Genomic DNA, 25,997 nt, shown 5'->3' on the forward strand with positions numbered 1-25,997 from the left:
CAACCGACCACACTGACGATGATACGGAACGTATAGTCGCACTATGAACGGTACCGCACCAGACCTCGACGCGCTGCTCACCCGCCTGGAGGGCTACGTCCGGCACGAGACGCCCACCGGCGACGCCGCACGGCTGGACGCGCTCGGCGAGGTTCTGCTGGCGCGGCACCGCGAGCTGGGCGCGACGACGCGCCGGGTCGCCGCGCCCGGCGGCGACCACCTGGTCATGGACCACCCGGGCCGGGGCGCGAAGGCCGATGCCGCGCCGGTGCTGTTCCTCGGCCACCACGACACCGTATGGCCGGCCGGCCAGCTGGACGGGCCGATGCCGTGGCGGGTCGCCGACGGCGTCGCGCACGGACCCGGCGCCTACGACATGAAGAGCGGCCTGGTCGTCATGGAGACCGCGCTCGAGCTGGCCCGCGCCGCGCACGAGGCCGGCGGTGCCGGCCACCCGCCGGTGCGGGTCGTCGTGGTGGCCGACGAGGAGGTCGGCTCGCCGACCGCGAGCGCCCTGGTCGCCGAGGCCGCGCGCGACGCCGTCGCCGCGCTCGGGTTCGAGTCTCCGCACCCGGACGGCTCACTGAAGGCCGGGCGGCGCGGCAGCACCCGGCTGCGGCTGGCCGTCGACGGCGTCGAGGCACACGCCGCACTCGACCCGGACGCCGGCGCCTCCGCGGTCGACGAGCTGGTCGACCAGCTGATCCTGATCCGGTCGATCGTCCGGCACGCACCGGGCGACGTGCTGTGCAACGTCGGCACCGTCGCCGGCGGCGGCCGCACCAACGTCGTGCCGGCGGCCGCGCACGCCGACATCGGACTGCGCTTCGCCGACGCCGAGTCCGAGCGGGTCGTGCTGGACGGGCTGACGTCGCTGCGCCCGATCCGGGCCGGCGCGGCCGTGACCGCCGAGGTGCTGTCGCGGCGGCCGACCTGGGCGCCGGACGACACCACCTCCGGGCTGCTCGGCACCGTCCGGCGGGCCGCCGCGAGCGTGGGTCAGCGGATCGACGGCTCCCCCGCGGCGGGCGGCGCCGACACCAACACCACCGGGTCGCTCGGCGTCGCGACGCTCGACGGATTCGGCCCGCTCGGCGCCGGCGCACACGCCGTCCACGAGCAGGTGGTCATCGCGTCGCTGGCCGAGCGGGCCCGGCTGGTCGCCGCCGTGCTGGCGGAGCTCTAGGCTAGCCGGCGGCCTTCTTCACCAGCGAGACCAGCAGCTCCTCGTCGGCGGGCGTCAGTTCCCGCAGGCCGAACGCGGTCGGCCACATGGTGCCGTTGTCGAGCAGCGGCGCCTCGTTGAAGCCGAACGTCGCGTAGTCCGTGCCGAACTTCGCCGCGGCCTGGAAGAAGCAGAGGACCTTGCCGCCCTTGGCGTAGGCGGGCTGCCCGTACCACGTCCGCGGCGAGAGCTCGGGCACCTCGGCGCTGATGAGGGCGTGGATCCGCTCGGCGAGCACGCGGTCCTCGTCGGGCATCTCGGCGATCTTCTCCAGCAGGTCGACCTCCGGGTCGACCTTGCTCTTCCTGCCCTTCTTGAGCTCCTTGGCCCGCTCCTTCATCGCGGCGCGCTCCGCCTCGTCGAACCCTTCGTAGGTGCTGCCGGACTTCTGCGTGTTCACTCGATCTCCTCCCCCTGCGTGAGCCGTTCTGACTCGTCCAGGCTAGGGAGCGGACCGGGGTCGCCGCTTCTCGAAACCTGACCGGTCTTGTGCGGTGAACAATCTGACAGTTACTCTCAGAAAGCAGAGACGTTCTAAGTCAAGTGACTGTCGGAGGCTGTCGTGGCAACCCTGCTGTACCGGATCGGGCGGTTCTCGTATCGGAGCCGCCGCCTGGTCGGGGCCGTCTGGCTGGCGGTGATCGCACTCGCCGGAGTGGCCGCGGCGACGCTGTCCAGCCCGACGGCGGACTCGTTCGCGATCCCGGGCACCGAGTCGCAGGAGGCGTTCGACCTGCTGCAGGAGCGCTTCCCCGGCTCCTCGCCGGACGGAGCGGCGGCGCGGCTGGTGTTCGCGGCGCCCGACGGCGGCACCGTCACCGACCCGGCCCATCAGCAGGCCATCGCCGACGCCGTCGCGCAGATCGACGCCGGCCCGCAGGTCGCCGAGATCGTCGACCCGTTCGCCGCCGGCCTGGTGTCCGAGGACGGCCGGGTGGCGCTGGCCGAGGTCACGTACGTCGTCGACTTCTTCTCGCTGGAGGCGCAGACCCGCGAGACGCTCGACGACGCCGTCGAGACCGCCCGCGACTCCGGCCTGCGGGTCGAACTGGCCGGCACCGCGGCGGAGCCGGAACCGGAGCTGGGCAGCGAGCTGCTCGGCATCGCCGTCGCCGCGCTGGTGCTGGTCATCACGTTCGGATCGCTGCTCGCGGCCGGCATGCCGCTGCTCACCGGCGTCATCGGCGTGGGCGTCGGTGTCGCACTGGTCACCGCGGCCACGGCGTTCGTCGACCTCAGCACGATCACGCCGATCCTCGCGACCATGCTCGGCCTCGCCGTCGGCATCGACTACGCGTTGTTCATCGCCTCGCGGTACCGCCACGAACTGGCCACCGGCCTGCCCGGCGACGAGGCGGCCGGCCGGGCCATCGGCACCGCCGGCACGGCCGTCGTGTTCGCCGGGCTCACCGTCGTCATCGCGCTGGCCGGGCTGTCCGTCGTCGGCATCCCGATGCTGACGGAGATGGGCCTGGCCGCCGCCGTCACCGTCGCGATCGCCGTCGTCATCGCGCTGACCCTGCTGCCGGCGCTGTTCGGGTTCGCCGGACGGCGGATGCTGTCGCGCCTGCCGGGACTGCGTTCCCGGGCCGGCGACCCGGAGGACGACGACGTGCCGCGGGCGAGCCGCCGGTGGGCCGGCCTGATCACCCGCCACCCGGTCGTGGCGCTGACGGCGAGCGTCGCCGGCCTCGCCGTCCTCGCGCTGCCGGTGCTGGACGCCCGGTTCGGGCTGCCCGACGAGGGCACCTACCCGGCCGGCACCACGCAGCGGCAGGCCTACGACCTCACCGTCGAGGGGTTCGGGCCGGGCTTCAACGGGCCGCTGCTGGTGATCGTCGACGGTGAGGGCGCCGAGGCCGCGGCGGCGGACGTCGCGGCGGGGCTGCAGGACCTGGACGGCGTCGCGATGGTCACTCCGCCGGAGCCGGACGAGGCCGGCCGGACCGCCGTCATCACGGTCGTCCCGGCGAGCGGGCCGTCCAGCCCGGAGACCGAGCGGCTGGTCGAGACCATCCGCGCCGAGCTCGCCGGGCCGAACGCGCCCGCCGGATCCACCGTCCTCGTCACCGGGCTGACCGCGCTGTACATCGACTTCTCCGAGCGGATGTCACAGGCACTGCTGCCCTACCTGCTGGTCGTCGTCGGGCTGTCGTTCGTGCTGCTGATGCTGGCGTTCCGGTCGCTGGTCGTGCCGGTGAAGGCGACGCTCGGCTTCCTGCTGACGATGGCGGCGACGTTCGGCGCGATGGTCGCCGCGTTCCAGTGGGGCTGGCTGACCGGCCTGGGCGTCGACGAGGTCGGCATGATCAACAGCATGCTGCCGATCATCGTCGTCGGCATCGTGTTCGGCCTGGCCATGGACTACGAGGTGTTCCTGGTGACGCGGATGCGCGAGGCGTACGTGCACGGCGAGCCGGCGGTCGGCGCGGTCACGACGGGCTTCGGCCACGGCGCGCGGGTCGTCTCGGCGGCGGCCATCATCATGATCAGCGTCTTCGGCGGATTCGTGCTGAACGAGGCGGCCGACATCCGGCAGCTGGGCTTCGCGCTGGCCGTCGCGATCGCCGTCGACGCGTTCGTCGTGCGGATGACCATCGTGCCGGCGGTGCTCGCACTGGTCGGCGACCGCGCGTGGTGGCTGCCCGGCTGGCTGGACCGGCTGCTGCCGAACGTCGACATCGAGGGCGCCCGGCTCACCGGCGCACTGGAGGATCAGAACCGCCAACGGGTCGCCGTCAGCCCGTCGGAACCGTAGCCGAAGCCCTTCGCCGGGGCGATCTCGAAGAACGCGTACTCCGGCGAGCCCGGCAGGCTGTCGTCGTAGGCGCGGCCGTCGCGCAGGCCGAAGCGCCAGTCGTACTTCGCGACGAACGCGGCAGCGACGGCCGCCTGCCGTGCGGGGTCGGTGACGTGGCGGGCGGCGCCCTCGAGCACGAGGTCGCCGGCGTCCGTCGCCGCGGTGACGACACAGCCGCCGCCGCGGAGCAGATTGCGGCCCTTCACCGAGCCCGGCCGAGTGCTGACCGCGAACGCGTCGCCCAGCCAGACGCCGAGCACCGGCATGACGTGCGGCCGCCCGCTCGCCCGCCCCGTCGCCAGCCAGTACTTCGGGGCGGCGGCGAACCCCTCGGCGGCCACCGGCCAGGCCAAGAGGTCGGACTCGTCCGTACTCATCGGCGTAGCGTCCTCGGGCCGGAACAGGAACTCGGTGGTCGGGCTCATGGCGCCTCCTGAGCTGAGGTTAGTTTCTTGAGGAGACGGACGCTAGCGTAGTAAGTTCCTTCAAGCAACTGACTGGAGGTGCGGCATGCAGCGGACCGATTTCGGCGACATGACCTGCTCGATCGCCCGGACGCTCGACATCGCCGGCGAGCCGTGGTCGCCGCTGATCATCCGCGACGTGTGGGTCGGCATCCGCCGGTTCGACGAGCTGCAGCGCGACCTCGGCATCTCCCGCAAGGTGCTCACCGAACGGCTCACCTGGCTGGTCGGGCACGGCGTGCTGGAGCGCCGCCAGTACTCCGACCGGCCGCCACGGCACGAGTACGCCCTCACGGCGAAAGGGCTGGAACTGACCGAGGTGCTGATGGCGATCAGCGCCTGGGGCGATCGCTGGACGGCGGGCGCCGCCGGCCCGCCGACGCTGCTGCGACACCGCGCGTGCGGCGAGCACGTGCACGCCGAGGTGCGCTGCTCGCACTGCGGCGAGCCGCTGCACGGCGACGACGTCGAGGTTGATGAGGGCCCGGGCGCTCGCCGGTGAGCGAGGAAGTGGACTGAGGGTGTGCCGAGTCGGCCGGGGCCCGAGGTGGCCGGTCGCGGGTTGGCCGGGGTGCGGGGTTGGCTGGGGTGCGCCGAGTCGGCCGGGGTCGGCCGGGCTCGCCGAGTTGGCCGGGGCCCGAGGTGGCCGGTCGCGGGTTGGCTGGGGTGCGGGGTTGGCTGGGGTGCGCCGAGTCGGCCGGGGTTGGCCGGGCTCGCCGAGTTGGCCGGGGCCCGAGGTGGCCGGTCGCGGGTTGGCCGGGGTGCGGGGTTGGCTGGGGTGCGCCGAGTCGGCCGGGCTCGCCGAGTCGGCCGGGTCGCAGGGTCGTCAGTGGGCTGGATCGTCAGGTGGCTGGGGCTCCCCGTCCCCCTGCCGCCCATTCTCTTGCCGCGACCGTGCGCCTCAAGCGGACTGACGGGCGCTTCGCGCCGACGACGACCGCTCGACCCGCACGCCCGCGGCCAAGAACGGGCAGCTATCAGAGGGACGGGGAGGATCTGGGCACGCCTCACTCCCCGCCACACCCGCCACACACCCGCCTAGCTCCCGTTGTGCCCCGTATGCCGGAAAGTGGGCGACGATGATCATCAACGATCCGCTACCCCACCAGGCGTCATCCCGCACCACCAGGCATGCATGCCTCGCAGAGCGAACACAGTCCTAGGCATGGCTCCCGGATCGCCGGGAAGTCTCACCCCGTGGACACCACGCGGCGCCGCCCGGCGGACTCAGCCGAGGGCGTCGCGGGCCCGGACGAACGCCTGGGTGGCCGCGCGCAGGTCGTCGATGCTGTGCGCCGCCGACACCTGGGTGCGGATGCGGGCCGCGCCGTGCGGGACCACCGGGTAGCTGAAGCTGACCGCGTAGACCCCCTCGTCGAACAGCAGCTCCGACAACCGGGCCGCGCGGGTGGCGTCGCCGATCATGACCGGGACGATCGGGTGCGTGCCGGGCAGCACGTCGAACCCGAGCGCCGTCATCTCCGCGCGGAAGAACTCGGTGTTCTCGCGCAGCCGGGCACGCAGCTCGCCGCCGGAAGCCAGCCGGTCCAGGACCGCGGTCGCCGCGGTGACGATGGACGGCGCGACGGAGTTGGAGAACAGGTACGGCCGCGACCGCTGCCGCAAGTACTCCACGATCTCCGTGCGCCCGGACGTGTAGCCGCCGCTGGCGCCGCCCAGCGCCTTGCCCAGCGTGCCGGTGACGATGTCGACACGGTCGGCGACGCCGAAGTGGTCGGGCGTGCCGCCACCGTGCTCGCCGATGAACCCGACCGCGTGCGAGTCGTCGACCATGACCAGCGCGTCGTACCGCTCGGCGAGATCGCAGATGCGGTCCAGCGGCGCGAGGTAGCCGTCCATGGAGAACACGCCGTCGGTGGCGATCAGCCGGAACCGGGCGTCGCTCGCCTCCTTCAGCCGCGCCTCCAGCTCGGCCATGTCGGCGTTGGCGTAGCGCAGCCGGCGCGCCTTCGACAACCGGATGCCGTCGATGATGCTCGCGTGGTTGAGCGCGTCGGAGATGACGGCGTCGTCGGGGCCGAGCAGCGTCTCGAACAACCCGCCGTTGGCGTCGAAGCACGAGCCGTACAGGATCGTGTCGTCGGTGCCGAGGAAGTCGGAGATCTTCCGCTCCAGGTCGGTGTGGATGGTCTGCGTGCCGCAGATGAACCGCACCGACGCCATGCCGAAGCCCCACTCGTCGAGGCCGCGCTTGGCCGCCTCGATCAGGCCGGGGTCGTCGGCCAGCCCGAGGTAGTTGTTGGCACACATGTTCAGGACGCTGCGGCCGTCGGCCAGCGTGACCCGGGCGCTCTGCGGGCTGCCGATGACGTGCTCGGGCTTGTACAGCCCGGCCGCGCGGATCTCGTCGAGGTTCTTCCGCAGCTCGTCGCGCATCGCTCCGTACATGGCGTCCTCCTCCGTTACCGCTGCGCCCACTCGATGATGACCTTGCCACTGTGCCCGCTGGCCGCCGCCTCGAACGCCGCCTCGTGCTCAGTGCTGGGGAACCGGTGCGTCACGACACGGGAGATGTCGACGCCCGCGGCGACCAGGACGGAGGCCTGGTACCAGGTCTCGTACATCTCCCGGCCGTAGATGCCGCTGATGGTGAGCATGCGCAGCACGATGCGAGACCAGTCGACGTTGCTCTCCTTCGACGGCAGGCCGAGCATCGCGATGCGCCCGCCGTTGGCCATCGACTCGATCATGTCGTGCAACGCGATCGGGTCGCCCGACATCTCCATCCCGACGTCGAACCCCTCGGCCATGCCCAGCTGCTGGCGCACCTCCTCCAGCGTCGTCGCCCGGACGTCGACGGTCGTGCCGGCGCCCAGACGATCGGCCAGCTCGAGGCGGTACGGGTTGACGTCGGTAATGACGACGTTGCGCGCACCCGCGTGCCTGGCCACCAGAGCCGCCATGATGCCGATGGGGCCGGCACCGGCCACCAGCACGTCCTCACCATGCACCGGGAACTTCAACGCGGTGTGCACCGCGTTGCCGAACGGGTCGAAGATCGCCGCCGCGTCGAGATCGATGCCGTCCGGATGCCGCCACAGGTTCCCCGCCGGCATCACGATGTACTCCGCGAACGCGCCGTGACGGTGCACGCCGATGCCCTCGGTGTTCGGGCACAGGTGCCGCTGCCCCGCCCGGCAGTGCCGGCACCGCTCACACACGACGTGGCCCTCGCCGGAGACGAGATCGCCCACCTGGACGCCGCGGCTGCCCGGACCGACCTCCACCACCTCGCCGACGAACTCGTGCCCCACGACCAACGGCGGGCGGACGTTCGCCTGCGCCCACGGGTCCCAGTTCACGATGTGCAGATCGGTGCCACAGATGCCCGTACGCAGGACCCGGACCAGCGCCTCACCCGCGCCCGCCACCGGCATCGCGACGTCCGCCAACTCCAACCCGGCGCCGGGTCCGGCCTTGACCAGTGCTCTCACTCGCGCGAGCGTAACGCACCGTCGCGGACCCAACGGCGCTGGTCGAGCGGGGCTGCTGACGCTCGTTCGCGACGGGTTGTCGGTGCCCGCCCGTAGGGTGGGCCTCCCACCCGGCCGGGCGGGGTGCCGGCCCCGGCGAACGGGCGAGCTGTCGCGGCCGCGCCGGTCCGGCCCGCCCCGGCCCCTGGTCCTGCCGAGGCTTCGGTCCAGCAAGGCCCGGGTCCTGCCGGGGCTTCGGTCCACCCCGTGAGACGACGTCGGCTAACGTACGGCCAATGAAGGTGGTCATCGCTGGCGGGCACGGACAGATCGCACTTCGACTGGAGCGGCTGCTCACTCTGCGCGGCGACAGCGCGGTGGGCCTGATCCGCAATCCCGACCAGGCCGGCGACCTCGCCTCGGCCGGCGCCACGGCGGTCGTCATCGACCTGGAGCAGGCCGGTGCCGAGGAGCTGGCGGACGAGGTCCGCGGTGCCGATGCGGTGGTGTTCGCGGCCGGCGCCGGGCCGGGCAGCGGCGCGGCCCGCAAGGACACCGTCGACCGCGGCGCGGCGGCGTTGCTGGCCGACGCCGCGGAGCTGGCCGGGGTGCGGCGCTACGTGCTGGTGTCGTCGATGGGCGCCACGACCGAGCCGCCGGCCGACCCCGACGATGTCTTCCAGGTGTACCTGACCGCCAAGGGCGAGAGCGAAGCCGACCTGCGCCGTCGCGACCTCGACTGGACGGTGCTGCGGCCCGGCGGCCTGACCGACGACCCGGGGACCGGACGGGTGCGGCTGGCGTCGTCGGTCCCGCGCGGACGGGTCACGCGCGACGACGTCGCCGCGGTGCTGCTGGCCCTGCTGGACGAGCCGGGCACCGCGCGGCTGACGCTCGAGCTGATCGGCGGTGACGTCCCGGTCGGCGACGCCGTGGGTTCGCTGTCGGGCTGAGACGGGTTCCGGCGCGGCCGCCCGGCGGCCCTAAGCTGTGCGCCGTGGCCGCCGAACCGACCCCCGGTCCCGCTCTGACCCCCGATCCGATCACCCTCACCACCCTCGAGCTCGCGCTGCTGGGCATCGCGGTGCCCGGCGCCGCCGCGCCGCCGCCCGCGATCGCCGTCGAGCTCGACCCGCTGCCCGGCAAGAAGCCCGCGCCGGGCACCGAACTGACCGTCACCGACGCCGAGGGCGCGCCGGTCGCCGTCGTCACCGTCGAGTCAGCGACCACCCGCAAGCGCCGGCTGACCGTGAAGGGGACGGTGCGCCGCGCGGCCGCCGTCACCGACGACGAGCCGCGCGGGGCGTACGCGGATTTGCGGCGCGCGCCGGGTCGGGGGAAGCCGGCCGGCGGCGCGGCCGTCGTCACCCGCGATCCGGTCGATCTGCGCACGCTCGAGGCCGCGACGGCGAAGCCCGGGCAGCCGGTGCTGCTGATCGTGCTGGACGGGCCGCGCATCGTGCCCGGGCCGGACGCCGCCGACGTCATCTCGGCGACGCTGACGCTGCGCGACCGGCTGCGCCGCGACGGCCGCCGAGCCGAGCTGATCGTCGTCCCGGCACCGCAGTACGGCGACGATCGCGACGAGGAGCTGGCCGAGCGGATCGCCGTCGCCTACGGCGGCACCAGGGTCGTGCCGGCCGAGCCGCCATCGGCACAGGCGCTGCGCGACTGGCTCGACGGCACCGCCGCGGAGCCGGCCGACTGGCCGCCCGCGAGCCGGCACGCGTGGCGCCGGTGGCGGCGGCTGCCGCACGAGCGCGGGCTGGTGCTGTTGTTCACGGGGCTATCCGGATCGGGCAAGTCGACCATCGCGCGGGCGGTCACCGACCGCATCGCGGAGATCGGCACCCGCACCGTCACCCTCCTCGACGGCGACGTCGTCCGGCGCAACCTGTCCGCCGGGCTCGGGTTCTCCAAGGAGGACCGCGACCGCAACGTCGAACGCATCGGCTTCGTCGCCGCCGAGATCGCCAAGCACGGCGGCGTGGCGGTGTGCGCGCCGATCGCGCCCTTCGCCGCCACCCGGGCCCGGGTCCGCACGATGGCCCAGGCACACGGCGACTTCCTCCTCATCCACGTCGCCACCCCGCTGGCGGAGTGTGAGCGGCGCGACCGCAAGGGCCTCTACGCGCGGGCCAGGGCCGGCGAGATCCCGGAGTTCACCGGCATCTCCAGCCCTTACGAGGAACCCGCGGACGCCGACCTCGTCCTCGACACGACTGGCCTCTCGATCACCGCCGCCCGCGATGCCGTCATCACGCTGCTCGACCAGGGCGGACGCCTCTAACGCCGTCCGGGCAACCATTGCCCTGCTGGTCAAAGGTGTGAGGGCAAGCTTCCGGGCAAGTCTGCGGGCAAGGGTGCCCGCCCAGCCTGGAACGCATGAGCGTCACGATCACGGGAGCGCGACGGCAGACCGGGACCGGCGTGGCCGGCCGGCTGAACGACGAGTGGGACCGGCTCCGCGCCGACGGGCGTCCGGACGTGGTCGGCCGCTGGGCAGCCATCGAGACGGCGTTGGCCGGCTGCCGCGACCTCGCCGACGTCGAGGCCGCGGTGACCGCGGCGGCCGCGACAGCCGCCCGGGCGGCGCGCGGCGCCGTCCCCGCGCGGGGACGGGGCGTCACAGGTGCTGCGCCGTCGTCCGCGCGACCAGGCTCCGCCGCCGGGGACGCGGCGCCGGCGCGCTCCGGCCCGGCCCCCGCCACCACACGAGGCCCGGCCTCTCCCACGGCACGAGGCCCGGCCTCCCCCACCGCACAAGGCGCGGACGCCGTCCTGATCGCACTGCTGCGGCTGGCCCACGGCGGCGACCCGCTGGCCGGCCGGACCGTCCTGCAGCTGATGCTCGGCAAGGCGATCCGGATCGCCGCGGGGCACGCGGGCCGGGACAGCCGCGACAGCCTGGAGCACGCCGCGATCGCCGCGCTGTGGACCGTCATCGCCACCTACCCGACCGAGCGTCGGCCCACGAAGGTCGCGGCGAACCTCGCGATGGACACGCTCGGCGTGGTCAGCCGCGAGCTGGCGCACCGCCGCACCGAGACACCGGCCGAACCGGACGTGCTGGCGTCGGTCCTCGGCACCGATCCGGGCCGCGCCGCCGACGTCGACCTCGCCGAGCTGCTGGCCTGGGCGGTCGGCAGCGGCACGATCAGCGCCGCCGACGCGAGCCTGCTGATCGACATCTACGCGCCCGCACCCGGGTTGGACGGCGGCGCCGCGGCGGCGGAGCGGGCCGGCATCAGCTGGGCCGCCGCCCGGCAGCGGGCCAGCCGGGCGGTGCGCAAGATCGCCTGCGCCGTCCGCGCCGACACCCTCGGCGAGGCGCTCGACGCGGCCTGACCGCACCACCCCGCCCAGCTCGATTGACCGCCCCAGAGGGCGGGTCTACGTTGGAAATTCGGGCGAGCGAGCACCCATCGTCTTGCAAGGTGTCCCTCGTCCGTGCCGTCCGCCCAATTTCCTAGGGGCGCGGTGACGAGTTCGGACGGCCCCGCCACCGCGGCCGGGGAGGCAGCCGAATTTCCGTCATCTTCCATCCCGAGGAAGGGGAGCAGGGACGTGCCTGGAAACAGAGCAGTCATCTACCGGGGACCCGGCCACGTCGAGGTCGAGTCCATCGCCTATCCGACTTTCGAACTACAGGACGGCCCGGGGGTCAATCCGGCCAACGTGGGTCGACAGTTGAACCACGCGGCGATACTCAAGGTCGTCGCCACCAACATATGCGGCAGCGACCAGCACATGGTGCGCGGCCGCACCACCGCGCCCGAGGGCCTCGCACTGGGGCACGAGATCACCGGCGAGGTGGTCGAGGTAGGCCGTGACGTCGAGTTCATCAAGGTCGGCGACATGGTCTCGGTACCGTTCAACATCGCCTGCGGGCGGTGTCGCAACTGTAAGGAGGGCAAGACCGGGGTCTGCCTGAACGTCAACCCGGACCGGCCGGGGTCGGCCTACGGGTACGTCGACATGGGCGGCTGGGTCGGCGGCCAGGCCGAGTACGTGCTGACGCCGTACGCGGACTGGAACCTGCTGAAGTTCCCCGACCGCGACATGGCGATGTCGAAGATCCTCGACCTCGCGATGCTCGCCGACATCTTCCCGACAGGGTTCCACGGCTGCGTGACGGCCGGGGTGAAGCCGGGGACGTCGGTCTACATCGCCGGGGCGGGACCGGTCGGACTGGCCGCGGCGACGTCGGCCTTCCTGCTCGGCGCGTCCGTGGTCATGGTCGCGGACCTGCAGCAGGAGCGCCTGGCACAGGCCCGCTCGTTCGGCTGCGAGACCATCGACGTGTCGATGGGCGACCCGAAGGAGCAGATCGCTCAGGTGCTCGGCGGCGAGCCGGAGGTCGACTGTGCGGTCGACGCGGTCGGGTTCGAGGCGCGCGGGCACGGCGCCGACGCGCAGTCCGAGCGGCCGGCGACGGTGCTGAACGCCGTCATGGACGTCACCAGGGCCGGCGGCGCCGTCGGTATCCCGGGGCTGTACGTGACGGGCGACCCGGGGGCAGGCGACGAAGCGGCCAAGGTCGGCTCGCTGTCGATCCGGCTGGGTCTCGGGTGGGCGAAGTCGTTGTCGTTCACGACTGGTCAGTGCCCGGTGATGAGGTACAACCACTACCTCATGGAGGCGATACTGCACGACCGCGCACCCATCGCGCGGAACGTGAATGCCACGGTCATCCCGCTGGACCGGGCTCCGGAGGGCTACACGGAGTTCGACCGCGGCGCGGCCCGCAAGTACGTCATCGACCCGCACGGAATGCTGGGCTCGGCGACATCCTGACGGTCGTGTGATACTGGATCCGTCGCAACGGGGCGTCACACCATCCCCCACCCCCCATTGCGTGGTGATCCACATGACCATCGACGAAAGGCTCGACCTGGAGTTCGCGTACACCACCTACGCCGACTCCTGCCGAGATCTCTACACATTGACGTACCGGTGCCGGCGGCCGTACGGCCACGACGGCGTGCACGCCGCCGGCTTCGGTACGCACCGGGTCCGCTGGGAGCACCACGACGGCCACGGACCCGACGCGCCGCCGGTCAGCCGGTAGCACCGCCGGTCGCCACCACGACGGCGAGTCCGTCGAGCACCGCCTTCAGGCCGAACTCGAACAGGTCCTCGTAGCTGAACGTGAACGTGTCCTCGTGCAGCTTGGCCAGGGTGGGGTAGCGGCCCGACTCCATCATCCTGATGAGCACCGGTTCCTGCGCTGCCCAGAACTCCTCCTCCGAGATCCCGGTGCGCTGCTCGGCCTGCAGGGAGTTGACGTGGGCGCGAGCGACCGCGGTGACGAACCCGTCGACGACGGAGACCATGAGGACGAGCGGTTTGTCGCCGAGACCGGTCGGCTTGAGCCGGCTCAGCAGGCGGTCCATGCCGGCGATGTTGTTGGGCCCCATCAGGGGACGCACCTGGTCCACCTGCGGATACCAGGGATGGTCGAGGCACAGCTGCCAGACGCCGCGGGCCATCTCCTCCAGCGTCGCGCGCCAGCCGTCGGCGCCGGCGTCGCCGGGCGGATCGTCGTCGACCGGGCCGGCCACGTAGTCGAGCATGAGGTCGAGTAGCTCGGCCTTGCCCGGCACGTAACGGTAGAGCGACATGGTGCCGACGCCGAGGTGCGTGGCGACGCGACGCATCGAGAGCGCGGCGAGGCCGTCGGCGTCGGCCACCTCGATGGCGGCCGCGACGATGCGCTCCAGCGACAGCCCGGGCTTCGGGCCGCGCGTGGGTCGCTGCTGCATGCCCCACAGGAGCTCGAGGCTCTTGGAGACGTCGCCGCTGCCGCTGCTGTAGTCCGTTGTCATCAGGGAAAACACTAGCCCGGGAATGAACTGCGCATGCTGTACGCTTTAACGCGTACATTGTACTCGGTTCAGCGAAAGGGACTCCCTTGAGCACCTCCAGCCACGCGATTCACGCCGTTGGACTGCAGAAGCGGTACGGCGAGAAACGCGCCCTCGACGGCTTCGATCTCGCCGTCCCGCAGGGCACGGTCTACGGCCTGCTGGGCCCCAACGGCGCCGGCAAGACCACCGCCGTGCGCATCCTGGCCACGCTCGTCCGGCTCGACGGCGGCCGCGCGGAGGTCGCCGGCTTCGACGTCGTCCGCGACGCGCGCAGGGTCCGCCGGCGCATCGGCTTCACCGGCCAGTTCACTGCGGTGGACGAGATCCTCACCGGCCGGCAGAACCTGCGGATGTTCGGCCGGCTGTTCCACCTCGGCCCGGCCCGCGCGGCCGCCCGGGCCGACGAGCTGCTCGAGCAGTTCGACCTCACCGAAGCCGCCGACAAGGGCACCAAGGAGTACAGCGGCGGCATGCGGCGCCGGCTCGACCTCGCCGCCAGCATGATCCTCGTACCGAAGGTGCTCTTCCTCGACGAGCCGACGACCGGCCTCGACCCCCGCGGGCGCAACGAGGTGTGGACGGCGGTCCGGTCGCTGGTGTCCGGCGGTACCACCGTGCTGCTGACCACCCAGTACCTCGACGAGGCCGACCAATTGGCCGGGCGGGTCGCCGTCATCGACCACGGCAAGGTGATCGCCGACGACACCCCGGCCGCGCTCAAGCGCCGCGTCGGCGGCGATCAGCTGGAGGTCGTTCTCGAGGAGTCGGTCGACCTGCCGGTGGCACTGCAGGCGGTCGCGCGGGTCGCGGCCGGCGAGCCGGAGATCGACGAGGAGCACCGCCGGGTCACCGCGGCGGTCGAGCAGCGGGTCGCCGCGCTCACCGAGGTGGCGCGGCGGCTGCAGGACGAGGGCATCGGCGTCGAGGACATCGGGTTGCGCCGGCCCACCCTGGACGAGGTGTTCCTGCGGCTCACCGGCCACAAGCCCGAGGAGACCACCGACACGACCGAGCGGACGGAGGTCCCCGCATGAGCACGACCATCCTCGGCCACGAACCGGAGGCACCTGAGCGGCGCATGTACTGGGCGCTGGCCGACGGCTGGACGGTCGCCGGCCGGACCCTGACCCACCTGATCCGGCAGCCGGCCAACATCGCCTGGCAGCTCGGCTTCCCGATCGTCTCGGTGCTGCTGTTCGGCTACGTGTTCGGCAGCGCGATGAGCGTGCCCGGCGGTGGCGACTACCGCGAGTACCTGATGCCGGGCATGTTCGGCATGACCATGGCGATGGGGTTCATGAACACGGCCTACGCCGTCGTGCTCGACACCACGAAGGGCGTCACCGACCGGTTCCGCTCGATGCCGATGGCACCGTCGGCCCCGGTGACCGGCCGCGGCCTGGCCGACATCGTCAGCGCCATGCTGGACCTGTTGGTGCTGGCGGCGACGGCACTGGTGATCGGCTGGCGCTCGGACGGAGGGTTCTGGGCCACCCTGGCCGCGTTCGGGCTGCTGCTGTGGCTGCGGTTCGCACTGATCTGGATCGGCATCTGGATCGGCCTGGTGACGCCCAACGAGGAGGCGGCCGGCAACCTGTTCGCCGTCGCGTTCCCGTTCGCGATGATCTCCAGCGTGTTCGTGGCCCCGTCGCAGATGCCCGACTGGCTGGGCGCCGTCGCGGCGTGGAACCCGGTGTCCTCGACGGTGACGGCGGCGCGCGAGCTGTTCGGCAACCCCGTGGCGCTGGGCGACAGCTGGATCGAGCAGCACGCGATGCTCGGGGCGATCGTCTGGCCGCTGGTCATCACACTGGTCTTCGTACCGATGGCGGTCCGGCGGTTCCAGCGGCTGAGCCGGTGACGCTGCGTGAAATAAACCGGGGCAAAGGGTAGCGAAATGTGACACAGGGCTACCACGATATGGCGTGTCACGTCATATAGTCCTCTTCCTCCGGGAGTGGCCCATGGCACCGCAGACCCACCGTCCCCGCCGCCGGCTGGCCGCCTTGGCAGCCCTGCCCCTGCTACTCGCAGGGCTGCCACTGGCCACCGGCGCGGAACCCGATCCCGACGATGTCGCGTCGCCCGTCTCCGCCGCCGAGACCGCCGGCCAGGCCGGTGAGATCGTCGAAGTCACGGTCGCCGACCAGGACGCCGTCATCGGCCTCATCGAGGCCGGCGCCGACGTCACCGAGTACACCCGCCCGGTCGACGGCGGCCTGCTCGTCCACGTCGTCGCGACGCCGGCCGAGCAGGCGGTGCTGCGCGACCTCGGTTACGCCGTCGGCGACGTCGTCGTCAGTGCCGCCGAGACCGCGGCCGTCGTCGCCGGGCGCGACGCCGCCGTTCGCCGGGCCGACCAGACCTTCGCCCGCCTGGCGGAGTCGCTGACACCACTGCGAGCGGAGTGGTTCGAGAGCGTCGGCGGCCAGACCTACCTGGGCGTCGAGGTGAAGAGCTCGCTCGGCGCCGACAGCAGCACCGTCCTGACGGTGAGCTTCGGCGGCCAGAGCGTCACGATGGACCGCTTCGTCGACGCCGGCCAGTACATCTACCACACGTTCTTCGAGCCGGTCGCGGTCGACGACGTGCCGGCCGAGGTCACCGTCACCAGCAGCGGCGGCGCCTCGATCACCGTCCCCGTCGTCGAGTGGCTCGGCGACCCGCGACCGGAGCCCGGCCCGCACTACGCGACCGGCTTCGTCGACCACTACATGGACCCGACCGAGCTGTACGAGCGGATCGAGGCGCTGGCCGCCGAGTTCCCCGACCTCGCCGAGATCATCGAGCTGCCGTACCAGACCAACGGGTACCGCCGGAAGGCGCAGGCGATGATCGGCACCGGCGCCTCGGCGTTCTACGTGACGTCGCGCGCCTGGGGCCACGAGGGCGGCAACGACCTGCGGCTGGAGACGGTGAACCCGGGCACGGCGAGCAGCCCGCTCGGCGTCACCGTCGCCGGCGCCACCGTCCGGGTGTCGCTGGGCACCGACGCGGCCGGCGCCCCGAACAGCACCGCGGCGCAGGTCGTCGCGGCCGTCAACGCCTCGCCCGCGGCGTCGGCGCTGGTGACGGCGTCGACGTACCGCACGACCGGCGGCACCGGGCTCGCAGTGGCCGGCGGGCAGGACCTCACCGACGGGCTGGACGCACCCGCGGAGATCTCGCGCGACCCGTTCACCGTGCGGGCGATCCGTATCGGCAAGGTCCGCGACGGGTCGCGGACCGGCGTGTTCGCCTACAGCCAGGAGCACGCCCGCGAGTGGGTGACGCCGCTGGTCGCACTGGAGACGGCGGAGCGGCTGCTGCGCAACTACGCCAACGACGCCGACACGAAGAAGCTGGTCGACGACCTCGACATCTTCATCATCCCGTCGGTGAACCCCGACGGCAGCCACTTCTCCTTCTACGACCGCGCCGGGCAGCGGCGGAACATGACCAACCACTGCGGTCCGGAGAACTCCGACCCCGAGCGGGCCGCCACGAGCTGGGGCGTCGACCTGAACCGCAACTTCAGCGTCGGCTCCCGGTTCGACGGCTACAGCGGCGCGTCCGCGTCGTGCACCAGCGACACGTACTCCGGGCCGGCCGAACTGTCCGAGCCGGAGGCGCGCAACGAGGTGTGGCTCACCCAGGAGTACCCGAACATCGAGTTCGCGATGAACGTGCACTCCTACGGCGGCTATTTCATGTGGCCGCCCGGCGCGTACGTCTCGAACGGCCGCGTCCCGCTGCCCCGCCCGACCCTGGGTGAGGAGAACTACTTCTGGGCCGCGTCCAGCCACATCCTCTCCGCCGTGCAGGACTGGCGCGGCACGGCGGTGTGGCCCGGCCGCACCGGCCCGGTGAGCGACGTGCTCTACTCGGCGGCCGGCAACTCCGCCGACGAGCACTGGTACAACCGCGGCATCTTCGGCTGGGACTTCGAGGTCGGCGCGGACCTCTGGGACCCGGTCGAGCGGGAGTGGGACCCGCAGGGCTTCCAGCCGCCGTTCGCCGAGGGCTACGAGCAGGCCATGGAGTTCTCCAACGGCCTGATCGGGCTGCTCGAGGTGGCCCGCTCCTACGGCCGCGACAACCGGCCGCCGCGCACCACGCTCGAGCTCACCGACGAGGGCGTGACCTTCGAGTCGACCGAGCCGGTGACCATCCACTACACGCTGGACGGCAGCCGGCCGACGTACTCGTCGCCGCGGGTCGAGTCGGCCGGGCTGCGCGAACCCGCGGCGCCGATCCCGGTCGGTTCCGGGTCGACGCGGGTGCACTGGTTCTCCGTCGACGCCGCCGGCAACGTCGAGAACCGGTACGACCCGCTGCGTCCGAGCTCGAGCTACCGGAAGCAGACGGTGCGGGTCGACTGACCCGGCGGGAAGCGGTGGTCGCCGGACGCGGCGGCCACCGTCTTCTCGGCCCCGGCGTCCGGCACGGTCCACGGTGCGGGCACGGTGCGAACGGGGCGAAACGGCGGCCGTAGACTGCGTCCGTCGTCGTCGGACCGGGCACCGGGTGGGGGGTCAGCATCGACGTTCTGTTCGTCTGCACGGCCGGCCGCTGCCGTTCGCCCATCGCCGCCGCCATGCTCGACGCCTACGCGCCGCGGGCCGGGTCGCCGCTGGCCGGCCGGTCCGGCGCGCTGGTCGGCGCACACGGCTCGGTCCCGCCGGTCGGCATCACGGTCATGCGCGAGCGCGGACTGGAGCTGGGCGGGCACCGCAGCCTCCCCGTCACCGCCGCCTCGGTCGGGTCGGCGGCTCTGGTGCTCGGCATGGAGCGCGAGCACGTCCGCGCCGTCGTCGACGCCCATCCGGACGCCTGGGTGAAGACGTTCACCGTCAAGGACTTCGTCCGCCGCGTCGAGAAGTCCGCAGTCCGCGGCCGGCACCAGCGCTTCGCCGACTGGCTCCGGCATGTCGGTGAGGGCCGCACCCGCGACGACATCGCCGGCGAGAGCCCCGAGGACGACATCGTCGACCCCTACGGCCAACGCGCCTCCGTCTGGCGCGAGGTGGTCGACGAACTCGACGACCTCGTCCGGCGGATGATCCCGAACGTGAGCTGATCCGCCCTTCTCCCCAGCATTGCGACAAGCTAGTCTGCCACAATGCAGTGGGACTATGCGGTGCCACCCGACTCCCCGCCGCCGCCCGCCGCCGTGCGGACGGTCCGCGGCGCGCTGCTCAGCGGCTGGAGCAGCGTCCACATCGGCACCGGCCCGACACGCCGCTCGCGCGGCGCGGTGTACGACGGCGGGCGACTGGTGCCGGAGTCGCTGCGCGCGGGAGGGTACGACGGCGACCACGTCGTCGCCGACGACCCGGCGTACTGCGCCGATCCGGCCGTCGACCGCCTCGCCGGCCGCTGGCTCTACGGCGGACACTGGATGAGCCGGTTCGGGCATTTCGTCACCGAGACGCTGACCAGCCTGTGGCCGGTCGGCCGCGAGGTCGACGGGCTGGTGTTCCACCGGTTCGTCCTGCCCGGCACGCCGCTGGACTATCAGACCGAGCTGGTGCGACGCAGCGGCTGGGACGTCCCGCTCCGGGTCGTGACGCGGCCGACCGAGGTCGAGGAGCTGGTGGTGCCGGACCGCCCGTACCATCCCGGCCGGCGCACCAGCGCCGAGGCCGTCGACGTCTGGGACCGCGCCGCCGTCGCCGCACGGCCGGGCCCGCCGGTCTTCCTCTCCCGGACCAGGCTGCCGAACGACCGGCGGCGCAGCGACGGCGACGAACTCGTCGACGCACTCATGGAGCGACTCGGCTTCCGCGTGCTGCACCCGCAGGAGCTGCCGATCGCCGCGCAGCTCAGCGCCGTGGCCTCGGCACCGGTCATCGCCGGCGTCTCCGGGCCGGCACTGCATCTGTCGGCGTTCGCGCCACAGGCGACCCGGGTCCTCGAGATCGGCGACATCCGTACACGCACCCGCCCGCCGGGCGACCAACGGGTCATCGACGCCGCTCGCGGCCGGCTGACCGCCTTCGTCCCCCACCTCGGCCGCAGCAACGTCCGCGACGTCGGCGCCACCATGGCGGCCGTCACCACCTTGCTGGCCCGCCAGCATCCATGACGGCACGTCACAGTCGGGAGCCCGATGTCACGGGATCGGTCATCGGGCTGACGGAGCGGCTGCGAAACCGATAGACATATGCGCGCGCCGGTTCGGGCCCCGACCCACTCCACCGCCCATCGGCGCAGACCAGGGCCAGTTTCGATCAGTGAACCGCCGCCTTCGGGAACCCTGCGGCGCGACCCCGGACCCTTGCGCGCAACCGCCGCAGATGTCATGAAATGTCCTTTTCGCCGCGCGTCTTGTGGCTGCCGATGTTTCAACGTGTCACACGTCACGCGGTGACGCTGCACGATCGTGTGGGGAGTGTCACTCTGGTGACATCTCCTAGAGAGTGCGGAGGGACGGACATGGCGATCGGGGTGCGCCGAGCGACCGTCGACCGCACACCACAGGCCGGCGTGGCGGCCGGTCGGACCAGCCAGGTCCCGGCCGCCACGCCTGATCAACGAAACGGGGAACGAGTCACGTGAGCCAGCCCGCTCAACTTCCGCGCCGCTTCGCCCTGCACCGTCGCTACGACATCACCGGCGTCTCCGGCACGGGCATCGTCGCCTACGGCACGCAGTACCCCACCGGCCGCACGACGCTGGCCTGGTGCTGTTCCGACGTCCAGTCGGTCGCCGTCTACGACGACATCGAGCACGTCGAGACCATCCACGGCCACGGCGGCCTCACCGAGATCCGCTGGATCGACCCGCCGCCGGCCCCGGAGCCCACCGCGAGCGCGCACCCGACGGGGTTCACCGTCCTCGCCGGCAAGGCCCGCTGCGCCACCGCCGCGCAGCAGACCGCGTAGTCCGTTACCCGGCGAGCAGCGCTACCGGCTCGCCGCTGGCGGCCGACCGGTACGCGGCCAGCGCCACGCGGGTGGCCGCCAGCCCGTCCTCGCCGGTGACGGAGGGCCGGCGCCGATGACGGGCCGCGTCGAGGAACTCCTCGATCATGCCCTGATTGGCATCGGACCCCCACATCGGCCAGTCCAGCTGCCCAGGCGACGCGCCGTGCACGGTGAGGTGCTGGCTGAAGGCGTCGACGGCGATGGTGCCGTGCTCGCCGACCAGCTCGAGGGTGAGCCCGCCCCAGGTGGGATAGCCCTCCGGGCGGCTCCAGCTGGAGTCGATGGTGGCGAACACGCCGTCGGGATAGCCGAGCATGACCAGCCCGCCGGTCTCGACGGTGACGGTGTCGCGGTGCAGGACGCGGTTGGTCGCCGCGTACACGTCGACGGGATCGTGACCCAGGTACCAGCGCAGGACGTCGGCGAGATGCACCACATGGTCCATGAGCGCGCCGCCGCCGGCCAGCACGGGATCGGCGAACCAGGCACCGTGCCGGGTCGGCAGCACGCTCTGGTTCGTGCCGGTGCAGGCGTAGACCTGGCCGAGTGCGCCGTCGGCGAGCAGCGCCGCGGACTCGCGCAGCGGCGGGCTGAACCGCATGGGGAACGCCGTCATCAGCGGTACGCCGGCGCCGGCGCACACGTCGACGATCGCCCGCGCGTCGTCCTCGTTCGTGGCGAGCGGCTTCTCACAGAGCACGGCGACACCGGCCGCCGCCGCCAGCTCGACCAGACGACGGTGGTGCACCGTCTCCGAACCGACGACGACCGCGTCGACCCCCGCGTCCAGCAGCCGCTGCGGCGAGGGGAACCACGCGACGGAGTGAGCGGCCGCCCAGCGCATGCCCCGCTCGGCGTCGTCGTCGCTGACGCCGACCACCTCGGCGCCGGCGGCACGGATGTTGCCGACATAGGCGTCGACGTGCACGTGAGCGGTGGACAGGAAGCCGACCCTCATGCGGCCACCTCCACGTCGACGGGCCGGCCGGTGGCGATCGACCGCCCGACCGCGGTCGCGATCCGCACCGCGGCGAGGGCGTCCTCGGCGGTCACGACCGGCACCGCCGCGCCACGGACGACGTCGAGGAAATGCCGCAGCTGGACGGCATAGGGCGTCTCGGCGAGCGGGCTGGACGGCAGCGGCATCTCCCCCGCCCGGACACCCGCCCGCAGGGCCGGGCGCACCGGCGCGGTGCGGTCGGAGTCGATGTCGAGCACGCCACCGGTGCCCGAGATCTCGGCCCGGGTGCGAAACGTCGGCGGAGGATGAGCCCACGATCCTTCGACATGGCTGATCGCGCCGGACTCGTGCCGCAGGATGGCGAGGACGTGGTCGGCGCGGACGTCGGGGCGCACGGCGCGGACACTGCGCGCATGCACGCTCACGACCTCGCCGGCGACCCATCGGGCGTAGTCGAGATCGTGGATCATCAGGTCGACGTGGAGTCCGCCCGAGCGCGTCTCGTCGAAGTACCAGTCGTCCGCGGGTTTCGCCGGCGGGAACGTCGCCCGGGTCAGCCGGACCACCGCCGGTGCGCCGATCGCGCCGGCGTCGACCGCCGCCTTCGCCGCCGCGTACTCGGGGAAGAACCGCACGACGTGGGCCGGCAGCAGCGGCACGCCGGCGTCCCGGCACACCGCGATCACGTCCGCCGCCTCGTCGGGCGTTCGGGCCAGCGGCTTCTCGCAGACGACGGCGCACCCGGCGCGAGCCGCGCGGACGGTGATCTCGTGGTGCAGGTCGGTGGGAACGCAGACGTCCACGAGATCGACCCGGCCGAGGAGGTCGTCCAGGTCGGCGCAGGCCTGCATGCCGTACTCGCGGGCGAGCCGGGCGGGCGGACCACCCGACCCGGCCACGACCGCGGTCAGCCGGGCGTCCGGACAGGTCGCCCACGCCGCCGCGTGCACCGCACCCATGAAGCCCGCCCCGACGATGCCGATGCGCGTCCGGCTCATTTGACCGCTCCCGACGTCAGGCCGCGGACGAACTGCCGCGAGAAGATGATGAACAGCGCCAGCATCGGCAGCGCCGCCAGCGTCAGCACGGCGAGCACGGCGTTCCAGTCGCTGACGAACTGCCCGAGGAACAGCTGGGTGCCCAGGGTGACCGTGCGGACGCTCTCGCCGGGCGTGAGGATCAGCGGGAACCACAGGTCGTTCCAGATCGGCAGCATCGTGTAGACGCCGATGGCGGCCAGCCCCGGCCGCACGAGCGGCAGCACCAGGAAGTACACCCGGTACTCGCTCGCGCCGTCGATGCGCGCCGCGTCCTTGAGGTCGCCGGGCACCTGTTTGAAGAACGCGGTCAGGACGAACACCGCCAGTGGCAGCCCCATGGCGGTGTACACCAGCACCAGGCCGGCCAGCGAGTTCACCAAGCCCAGGCGGACCATGAGGTCGAGGATCCCGACAGTGCCGAGCCGGATCGGGATCATGATGCCCACGGCCAGGTACAGCGACACGAACGTGATGCCCACGAAGCGGTACTCGGCCAGGGCGAACGCGGCCATCGACCCGAGCAGCAGCACCAGGGCCACCGTGCCGACGGTGACGACGAAGCTGTTGAGGAAGTACAGCTCGAACCGGGCCCGGGTGAAGACCGTCTCGAAGCCGCCCAGATCCAGCGTCGACGGCGTCGGAAAGGCGAACGGCTCCTCGAAGATCGCCTGGCGGGACTTGAACGCGTTCATGACGATCAGCGCGATCGGACCGCATGCCACGACGACGTAGGCGAGCAGGATGACGTGCGGAACCGCCGCGCCGGCGCGCGTCCGCCACGACCGGCTCGCCCGCGTCGGCCGCGCGACACCGCGGGCCGGGGTGCTCACAGCGCTCACTCTGGGCTCCTCACAGTTCGTAGCTCTCGACGCGCCGCTGCCAGCCGTAGAAGTAGAGCAGCACGCCGGCCAGGATGAGCAGGAACATCATGGTGGCGACCGTGGCGCCCATCGTGCTGGAGCCCTGCTGGAGCTGGAAGCCGAAGAACGTGCGGAAGAACAACGTCCCCATGATGTCCGAGGCGAAGTCCGGTCCGGCCAGGGCGCCCTTCACGGTGTAGATCAGGTCGAACGCGTTCATGTTGGCGACGTACGTGACGACGGAGACGATGCCGACGGTGGGCAGGATCAGTGGGAACTTGACCCGCCAGAACGTCGTCCAGCCGCCGGCGCCGTCGACCGTCGCCGCCTCGGTCAGCTCGTCGGGGATGCTGATCAGCACGGCGTAGAAGAGGATCATCGGGATGCCGATGTACTGCCACACCGACATCAGCGCGAGCGTCACCAGCGCCGTGCTCGACTGGCCGAGCAGTGGCGTGTCGACGAACCCCCACACCGGGCTGATGATGAGCTGCCAGATGAAGCCGACGATGACCACGCTCAGCGTCGTCGGGATGAACAGCAGCGTGCGGTAGGTCCCGCGTCCCTTCAGCGTGGGGGCGGCCAGCAGCGCCGCGAGCAGCAGCCCGATCGGGTTCTGGACGAAGAAGTGCACGGCGAAGAACACCAGGTTGTTCCACACCGCGTTCCAGAACGCCTCGGACAGCAGGTCGTCGGAGAGCAGGTGGACGAAGTTGTCCAGCCCGACGAACGTGTGCACGCCGTCCCGCGGCGCGTACAGGCTCAGCCGCAGTGAGTCGAGCAGCGGGTAGACCATGAAGATCGTGTAGATCGCCGCCGCCGGCGCGATGAAGACGACCACATGGGTGCGGAACCGGCGACGCGGACGGGCGGCGGGTCCCGCCGCCACGGCCGGGCCGCTCGCCGTCGTGGCCTCGGTGTCGATCCCCTCGGGAAGCGCCGAGGTCCGCGGTCGGGTCATGCGTTCTCCTTCGCGGAAGTGGGGTGTGGCGCGGCGGCCGCCGCGCCACACCCGCGCCGTCGGCCTACTGCTGCGGTTCGTACCAGCGCTCCAGGCCCGACTGGGCCTGGGCGGCGGCGTCGGCCGGCTGCACCGTGCCGTTGACCACCTGCGCGCTGAGGTCCCACAGCTGGTTCTCCAGGTTGGGCTCGCCGCGCGAGAGGATCTGGTACGAGTTGCGGATCGTCGACTCGCAGCGGTCCCGCCAGCTGAGGAACTCCTGCGCCAGCGGATCGTCGACCTCGACGTCGTGGTCCGACATCGGGAAGAACCCCGGCAGCGCGTTGGCGTACAGGTCGGCGAACTCGGCCGTGGTCGTCCATTCCAGGAACGCCCTGGCCTCGTCCGGGTGCTCGGTGGCGGCGTTCATGCCGACGCCGATGTCGGTGTGGTCGCTGATGTAGCAGGTGTCCTGGCCCTCCGGCAGTGGCGGGGCGAACGCGCCCATCTCGAAGTCGGCCTGCTCGTTGAAGAGCGCGATCTCCCAGGAGCCGGCCGGGAACACCACACCGCGGCCGAGCGTGAACATGTTCTGCGCGTCCGGGTAGGTGAGCGACTCGTAGCCGCTGGGCAGGAACTCCGCCCAGGACGCGAGCTCGGTGAACGCCGCGACGTAGGGCTCGTCGTCGAACCGCTCGGCGCCCTCGATCAGCGCCTGCCGGCCCTCCTCGCCGTTCCAGTAGTTCGGCCCGATGTTCTGCAGGCCCATCGTCGCCGCCTCCCACTGGTCGGCGGTGCCCATCACCAGCGGGGCGTACGAGCCGTCGGCGGCGATCTGCCCGAGCAGGTCGTGGAACTGCTCCTCCGTCTCCGGAGCCGCCAGGCCGAGCTCGTCGAACGCCTCGGTGTTGTAGAGGAAGCCGTGGATCACCGACGCCATCGGGACGCAGAACGCCTCCGCCCCGTCGTCGGTCGACCACGCGGCCCGGGCGACGTCGCCGAACGCGTCCATCCCCTCCAGGTCGGTCAGCGGCGCCAGCCGGCCCTGCTCGTAGAGGCGCAACGACACGTCGAACGGGCGACACGTGATGAGGTCGCCCGCCGTGCCCCCGGACAGCTTGGCGTCCAGCGCCGCGTCGTACTCGTCCGGCGCCGTCGGCTGGAAGGTCACCCGGATGTTCGGGTGCTGCTCGTGGAAGGCCGGCAGGATGACGTCCTCCCAGATGGCGAGGTCGTCGTTGCGCCAGCTCTCCATGACCAGCGTGACCTGGTCACCGCTGCCGCCGCCGTCATCGCCGCCGGCGGCGTCGGTCTCCTCCCGCGGATCGGCGCTCTCGCCGCAGGCGGCGAGCACCAGCAGCGCACCCACAGCCGGTGCCAGCCGGCCGAGTCGGTTCGACATGAGTTCTCCCATGGTGATCGAGGGCTGAACGTCCTCCGTCCGGCGCCGGTCCGCAGGTCGCGGACCGGCGCCGGACGTCGGTTGTCAGCGGGT

At 72.1% G+C, this 25,997-nt stretch carries 24 protein-coding genes; 14 read left to right on the top strand and 10 right to left on the bottom strand.

Translation table 11 applies throughout. The features are described 5' to 3' along the window. Nucleotides 1–43 precede the first annotated feature (43 nt). Complete coding sequence (locus DZA62_RS16720) at nucleotides 44–1,186, top strand: M20/M25/M40 family metallo-hydrolase (protein ID WP_116950043.1); 1,143 nt, start codon at nucleotides 44–46, stop codon at nucleotides 1,184–1,186. A gap of 1 nt (nucleotide 1,187) precedes the next feature. Here DZA62_RS16720 and DZA62_RS16725 read toward each other — a convergent pair whose 3' ends face one another. Continuing rightward, nucleotides 1,188–1,565 carry an iron chaperone gene (locus DZA62_RS16725; protein ID WP_116950136.1) on the bottom strand — a complete coding sequence of 126 codons (378 nt, stop codon included), beginning with the start codon at nucleotides 1,563–1,565 and terminating at the stop codon, nucleotides 1,188–1,190. A 222-nt stretch (nucleotides 1,566–1,787) separates the two neighbouring features. On the opposite strand from DZA62_RS16725, the gene DZA62_RS16730 reads away from it, so the two are divergent. Beyond that, nucleotides 1,788–3,983 carry an MMPL family transporter gene (locus tag DZA62_RS16730; protein WP_116950044.1) on the top strand — a complete coding sequence of 732 codons (2,196 nt, stop codon included), beginning with the start codon at nucleotides 1,788–1,790 and terminating at the stop codon, nucleotides 3,981–3,983. On the opposite strand, the gene DZA62_RS16735 is transcribed toward DZA62_RS16730, so the two are convergent. Beyond that, complete coding sequence (locus DZA62_RS16735) at nucleotides 3,941–4,450, bottom strand: pyridoxamine 5'-phosphate oxidase family protein (RefSeq protein WP_116950045.1); 510 nt, start codon at nucleotides 4,448–4,450, stop codon at nucleotides 3,941–3,943. The genes DZA62_RS16730 and DZA62_RS16735 overlap by 43 nt on opposite strands. An 85-nt stretch (nucleotides 4,451–4,535) precedes the next feature. Between DZA62_RS16735 and DZA62_RS16740 the strand changes: the two genes are divergently transcribed. After that, the gene (locus tag DZA62_RS16740; protein WP_116950046.1) at nucleotides 4,536–4,991 is read left to right on the top strand and encodes a winged helix-turn-helix transcriptional regulator; all 456 of its coding nucleotides are present in this window, start codon (nucleotides 4,536–4,538) and stop codon (nucleotides 4,989–4,991) included. A 725-nt stretch (nucleotides 4,992–5,716) separates the two neighbouring features. On the opposite strand, the gene DZA62_RS16745 is transcribed toward DZA62_RS16740, so the two are convergent. Beyond that, on the bottom strand, nucleotides 5,717–6,898 hold the full coding sequence (locus tag DZA62_RS16745) for a glycine C-acetyltransferase (protein WP_116950047.1): 1,182 nt from the start codon (nucleotides 6,896–6,898) through the stop codon (nucleotides 5,717–5,719). A 14-nt stretch (nucleotides 6,899–6,912) separates the two neighbouring features. Further along, on the bottom strand, nucleotides 6,913–7,944 hold the full coding sequence (tdh, locus tag DZA62_RS16750) for an L-threonine 3-dehydrogenase (protein ID WP_116950048.1): 1,032 nt from the start codon (nucleotides 7,942–7,944) through the stop codon (nucleotides 6,913–6,915). Nucleotides 7,945–8,219: 275 nt separating this feature from the next. On the opposite strand from tdh, the gene DZA62_RS16755 reads away from it, so the two are divergent. The 5 genes from DZA62_RS16755 to DZA62_RS16775 all read left to right on the top strand — a co-directional run bounded on the left by DZA62_RS16755 (nucleotide 8,220) and on the right by DZA62_RS16775 (nucleotide 12,994). Then, nucleotides 8,220–8,876 carry an NAD(P)H-binding protein gene (locus tag DZA62_RS16755; protein ID WP_116950049.1) on the top strand — a complete coding sequence of 219 codons (657 nt, stop codon included), beginning with the start codon at nucleotides 8,220–8,222 and terminating at the stop codon, nucleotides 8,874–8,876. 44 nt (nucleotides 8,877–8,920) lie between these two features. Next, nucleotides 8,921–10,213, top strand: coding sequence for an adenylyl-sulfate kinase (gene cysC / locus DZA62_RS16760; protein WP_232827515.1), 1,293 nt, complete (start codon nucleotides 8,921–8,923; stop codon nucleotides 10,211–10,213). 95 nt (nucleotides 10,214–10,308) lie between these two features. Then, nucleotides 10,309–11,271, top strand: coding sequence for a hypothetical protein (locus DZA62_RS16765; RefSeq protein ID WP_116950051.1), 963 nt, complete (start codon nucleotides 10,309–10,311; stop codon nucleotides 11,269–11,271). A gap of 219 nt (nucleotides 11,272–11,490) precedes the next feature. Beyond that, complete coding sequence (gene fdhA / locus DZA62_RS16770) at nucleotides 11,491–12,720, top strand: formaldehyde dehydrogenase, glutathione-independent (protein ID WP_116950052.1); 1,230 nt, start codon at nucleotides 11,491–11,493, stop codon at nucleotides 12,718–12,720. 73 nt (nucleotides 12,721–12,793) lie between these two features. Next, nucleotides 12,794–12,994, top strand: coding sequence for a hypothetical protein (locus tag DZA62_RS16775; RefSeq protein WP_116950053.1), 201 nt, complete (start codon nucleotides 12,794–12,796; stop codon nucleotides 12,992–12,994). Here the strand turns inward: DZA62_RS16775 and DZA62_RS16780 are convergent. Continuing rightward, on the bottom strand, nucleotides 12,984–13,751 hold the full coding sequence (locus DZA62_RS16780; protein WP_116950054.1) for a TetR/AcrR family transcriptional regulator: 768 nt from the start codon (nucleotides 13,749–13,751) through the stop codon (nucleotides 12,984–12,986). The two genes, DZA62_RS16775 and DZA62_RS16780, sit on opposite strands and share 11 nt — an antisense overlap. A gap of 86 nt (nucleotides 13,752–13,837) precedes the next feature. On the opposite strand from DZA62_RS16780, the gene DZA62_RS16785 reads away from it, so the two are divergent. The 6 genes from DZA62_RS16785 (at nucleotide 13,838) to DZA62_RS16810 (ending at nucleotide 20,659) form a co-directional block, all read left to right on the top strand. Further along, entirely contained in the window at nucleotides 13,838–14,827 is a 990-nt protein-coding gene (locus DZA62_RS16785) for an ATP-binding cassette domain-containing protein (RefSeq protein WP_116950055.1), read from the top strand. Next, entirely contained in the window at nucleotides 14,824–15,654 is an 831-nt protein-coding gene (locus DZA62_RS16790) for an ABC transporter permease (protein WP_116950056.1), read from the top strand. Before DZA62_RS16785 ends, DZA62_RS16790 begins: the two co-directional genes overlap by 4 nt. 103 nt (nucleotides 15,655–15,757) lie before the next feature. Then, nucleotides 15,758–18,154, top strand: a complete 2,397-nt coding sequence (locus DZA62_RS16795; RefSeq protein WP_116950057.1) for a M14 family zinc carboxypeptidase — start codon at nucleotides 15,758–15,760, stop codon at nucleotides 18,152–18,154. 167 nt (nucleotides 18,155–18,321) lie between these two features. Continuing rightward, nucleotides 18,322–18,852, top strand: coding sequence for an arsenate reductase/protein-tyrosine-phosphatase family protein (locus tag DZA62_RS16800; RefSeq protein ID WP_269813894.1), 531 nt, complete (start codon nucleotides 18,322–18,324; stop codon nucleotides 18,850–18,852). A 42-nt stretch (nucleotides 18,853–18,894) separates the two neighbouring features. Continuing rightward, nucleotides 18,895–19,860, top strand: a complete 966-nt coding sequence (locus DZA62_RS16805; protein ID WP_116950059.1) for a glycosyltransferase family 61 protein — start codon at nucleotides 18,895–18,897, stop codon at nucleotides 19,858–19,860. A gap of 469 nt (nucleotides 19,861–20,329) precedes the next feature. Further along, entirely contained in the window at nucleotides 20,330–20,659 is a 330-nt protein-coding gene (locus DZA62_RS16810) for a hypothetical protein (RefSeq protein ID WP_198663859.1), read from the top strand. Nucleotides 20,660–20,663: 4 nt separating this feature from the next. On the opposite strand, the gene DZA62_RS16815 is transcribed toward DZA62_RS16810, so the two are convergent. The 5 genes from DZA62_RS16815 to DZA62_RS16835 form a co-directional block, all read right to left on the bottom strand. Next, entirely contained in the window at nucleotides 20,664–21,659 is a 996-nt protein-coding gene (locus DZA62_RS16815; protein ID WP_116950060.1) for a Gfo/Idh/MocA family protein, read from the bottom strand. Next, nucleotides 21,656–22,660 carry a Gfo/Idh/MocA family protein gene (locus tag DZA62_RS16820; protein ID WP_116950061.1) on the bottom strand — a complete coding sequence of 335 codons (1,005 nt, stop codon included), beginning with the start codon at nucleotides 22,658–22,660 and terminating at the stop codon, nucleotides 21,656–21,658. Before DZA62_RS16820 ends, DZA62_RS16815 begins: the two co-directional genes overlap by 4 nt. Then, nucleotides 22,657–23,541: a carbohydrate ABC transporter permease gene (locus DZA62_RS16825; protein WP_116950062.1), complete on the bottom strand. Its 885-nt coding sequence runs from the start codon at nucleotides 23,539–23,541 to the stop codon at nucleotides 22,657–22,659. The genes DZA62_RS16820 and DZA62_RS16825 overlap by 4 nt, the downstream gene beginning before the upstream one ends. Nucleotides 23,542–23,551: 10 nt before the next feature. After that, nucleotides 23,552–24,523, bottom strand: a complete 972-nt coding sequence (locus DZA62_RS16830) for a carbohydrate ABC transporter permease (RefSeq protein ID WP_116950063.1) — start codon at nucleotides 24,521–24,523, stop codon at nucleotides 23,552–23,554. Between the two features lie 64 nt (nucleotides 24,524–24,587). Then, a complete protein-coding gene (locus tag DZA62_RS16835) occupies nucleotides 24,588–25,904 on the bottom strand; it encodes an ABC transporter substrate-binding protein (protein WP_116950064.1) in 1,317 nt (438 codons plus the stop codon). Between the last annotated feature and the right edge of the window lie 93 nt (nucleotides 25,905–25,997).

Origin of the sequence: Jiangella endophytica (genome assembly GCF_003427025.1) — a bacterium.
Classification (GTDB): domain Bacteria; phylum Actinomycetota; class Actinomycetes; order Jiangellales; family Jiangellaceae; genus Jiangella; species Jiangella endophytica.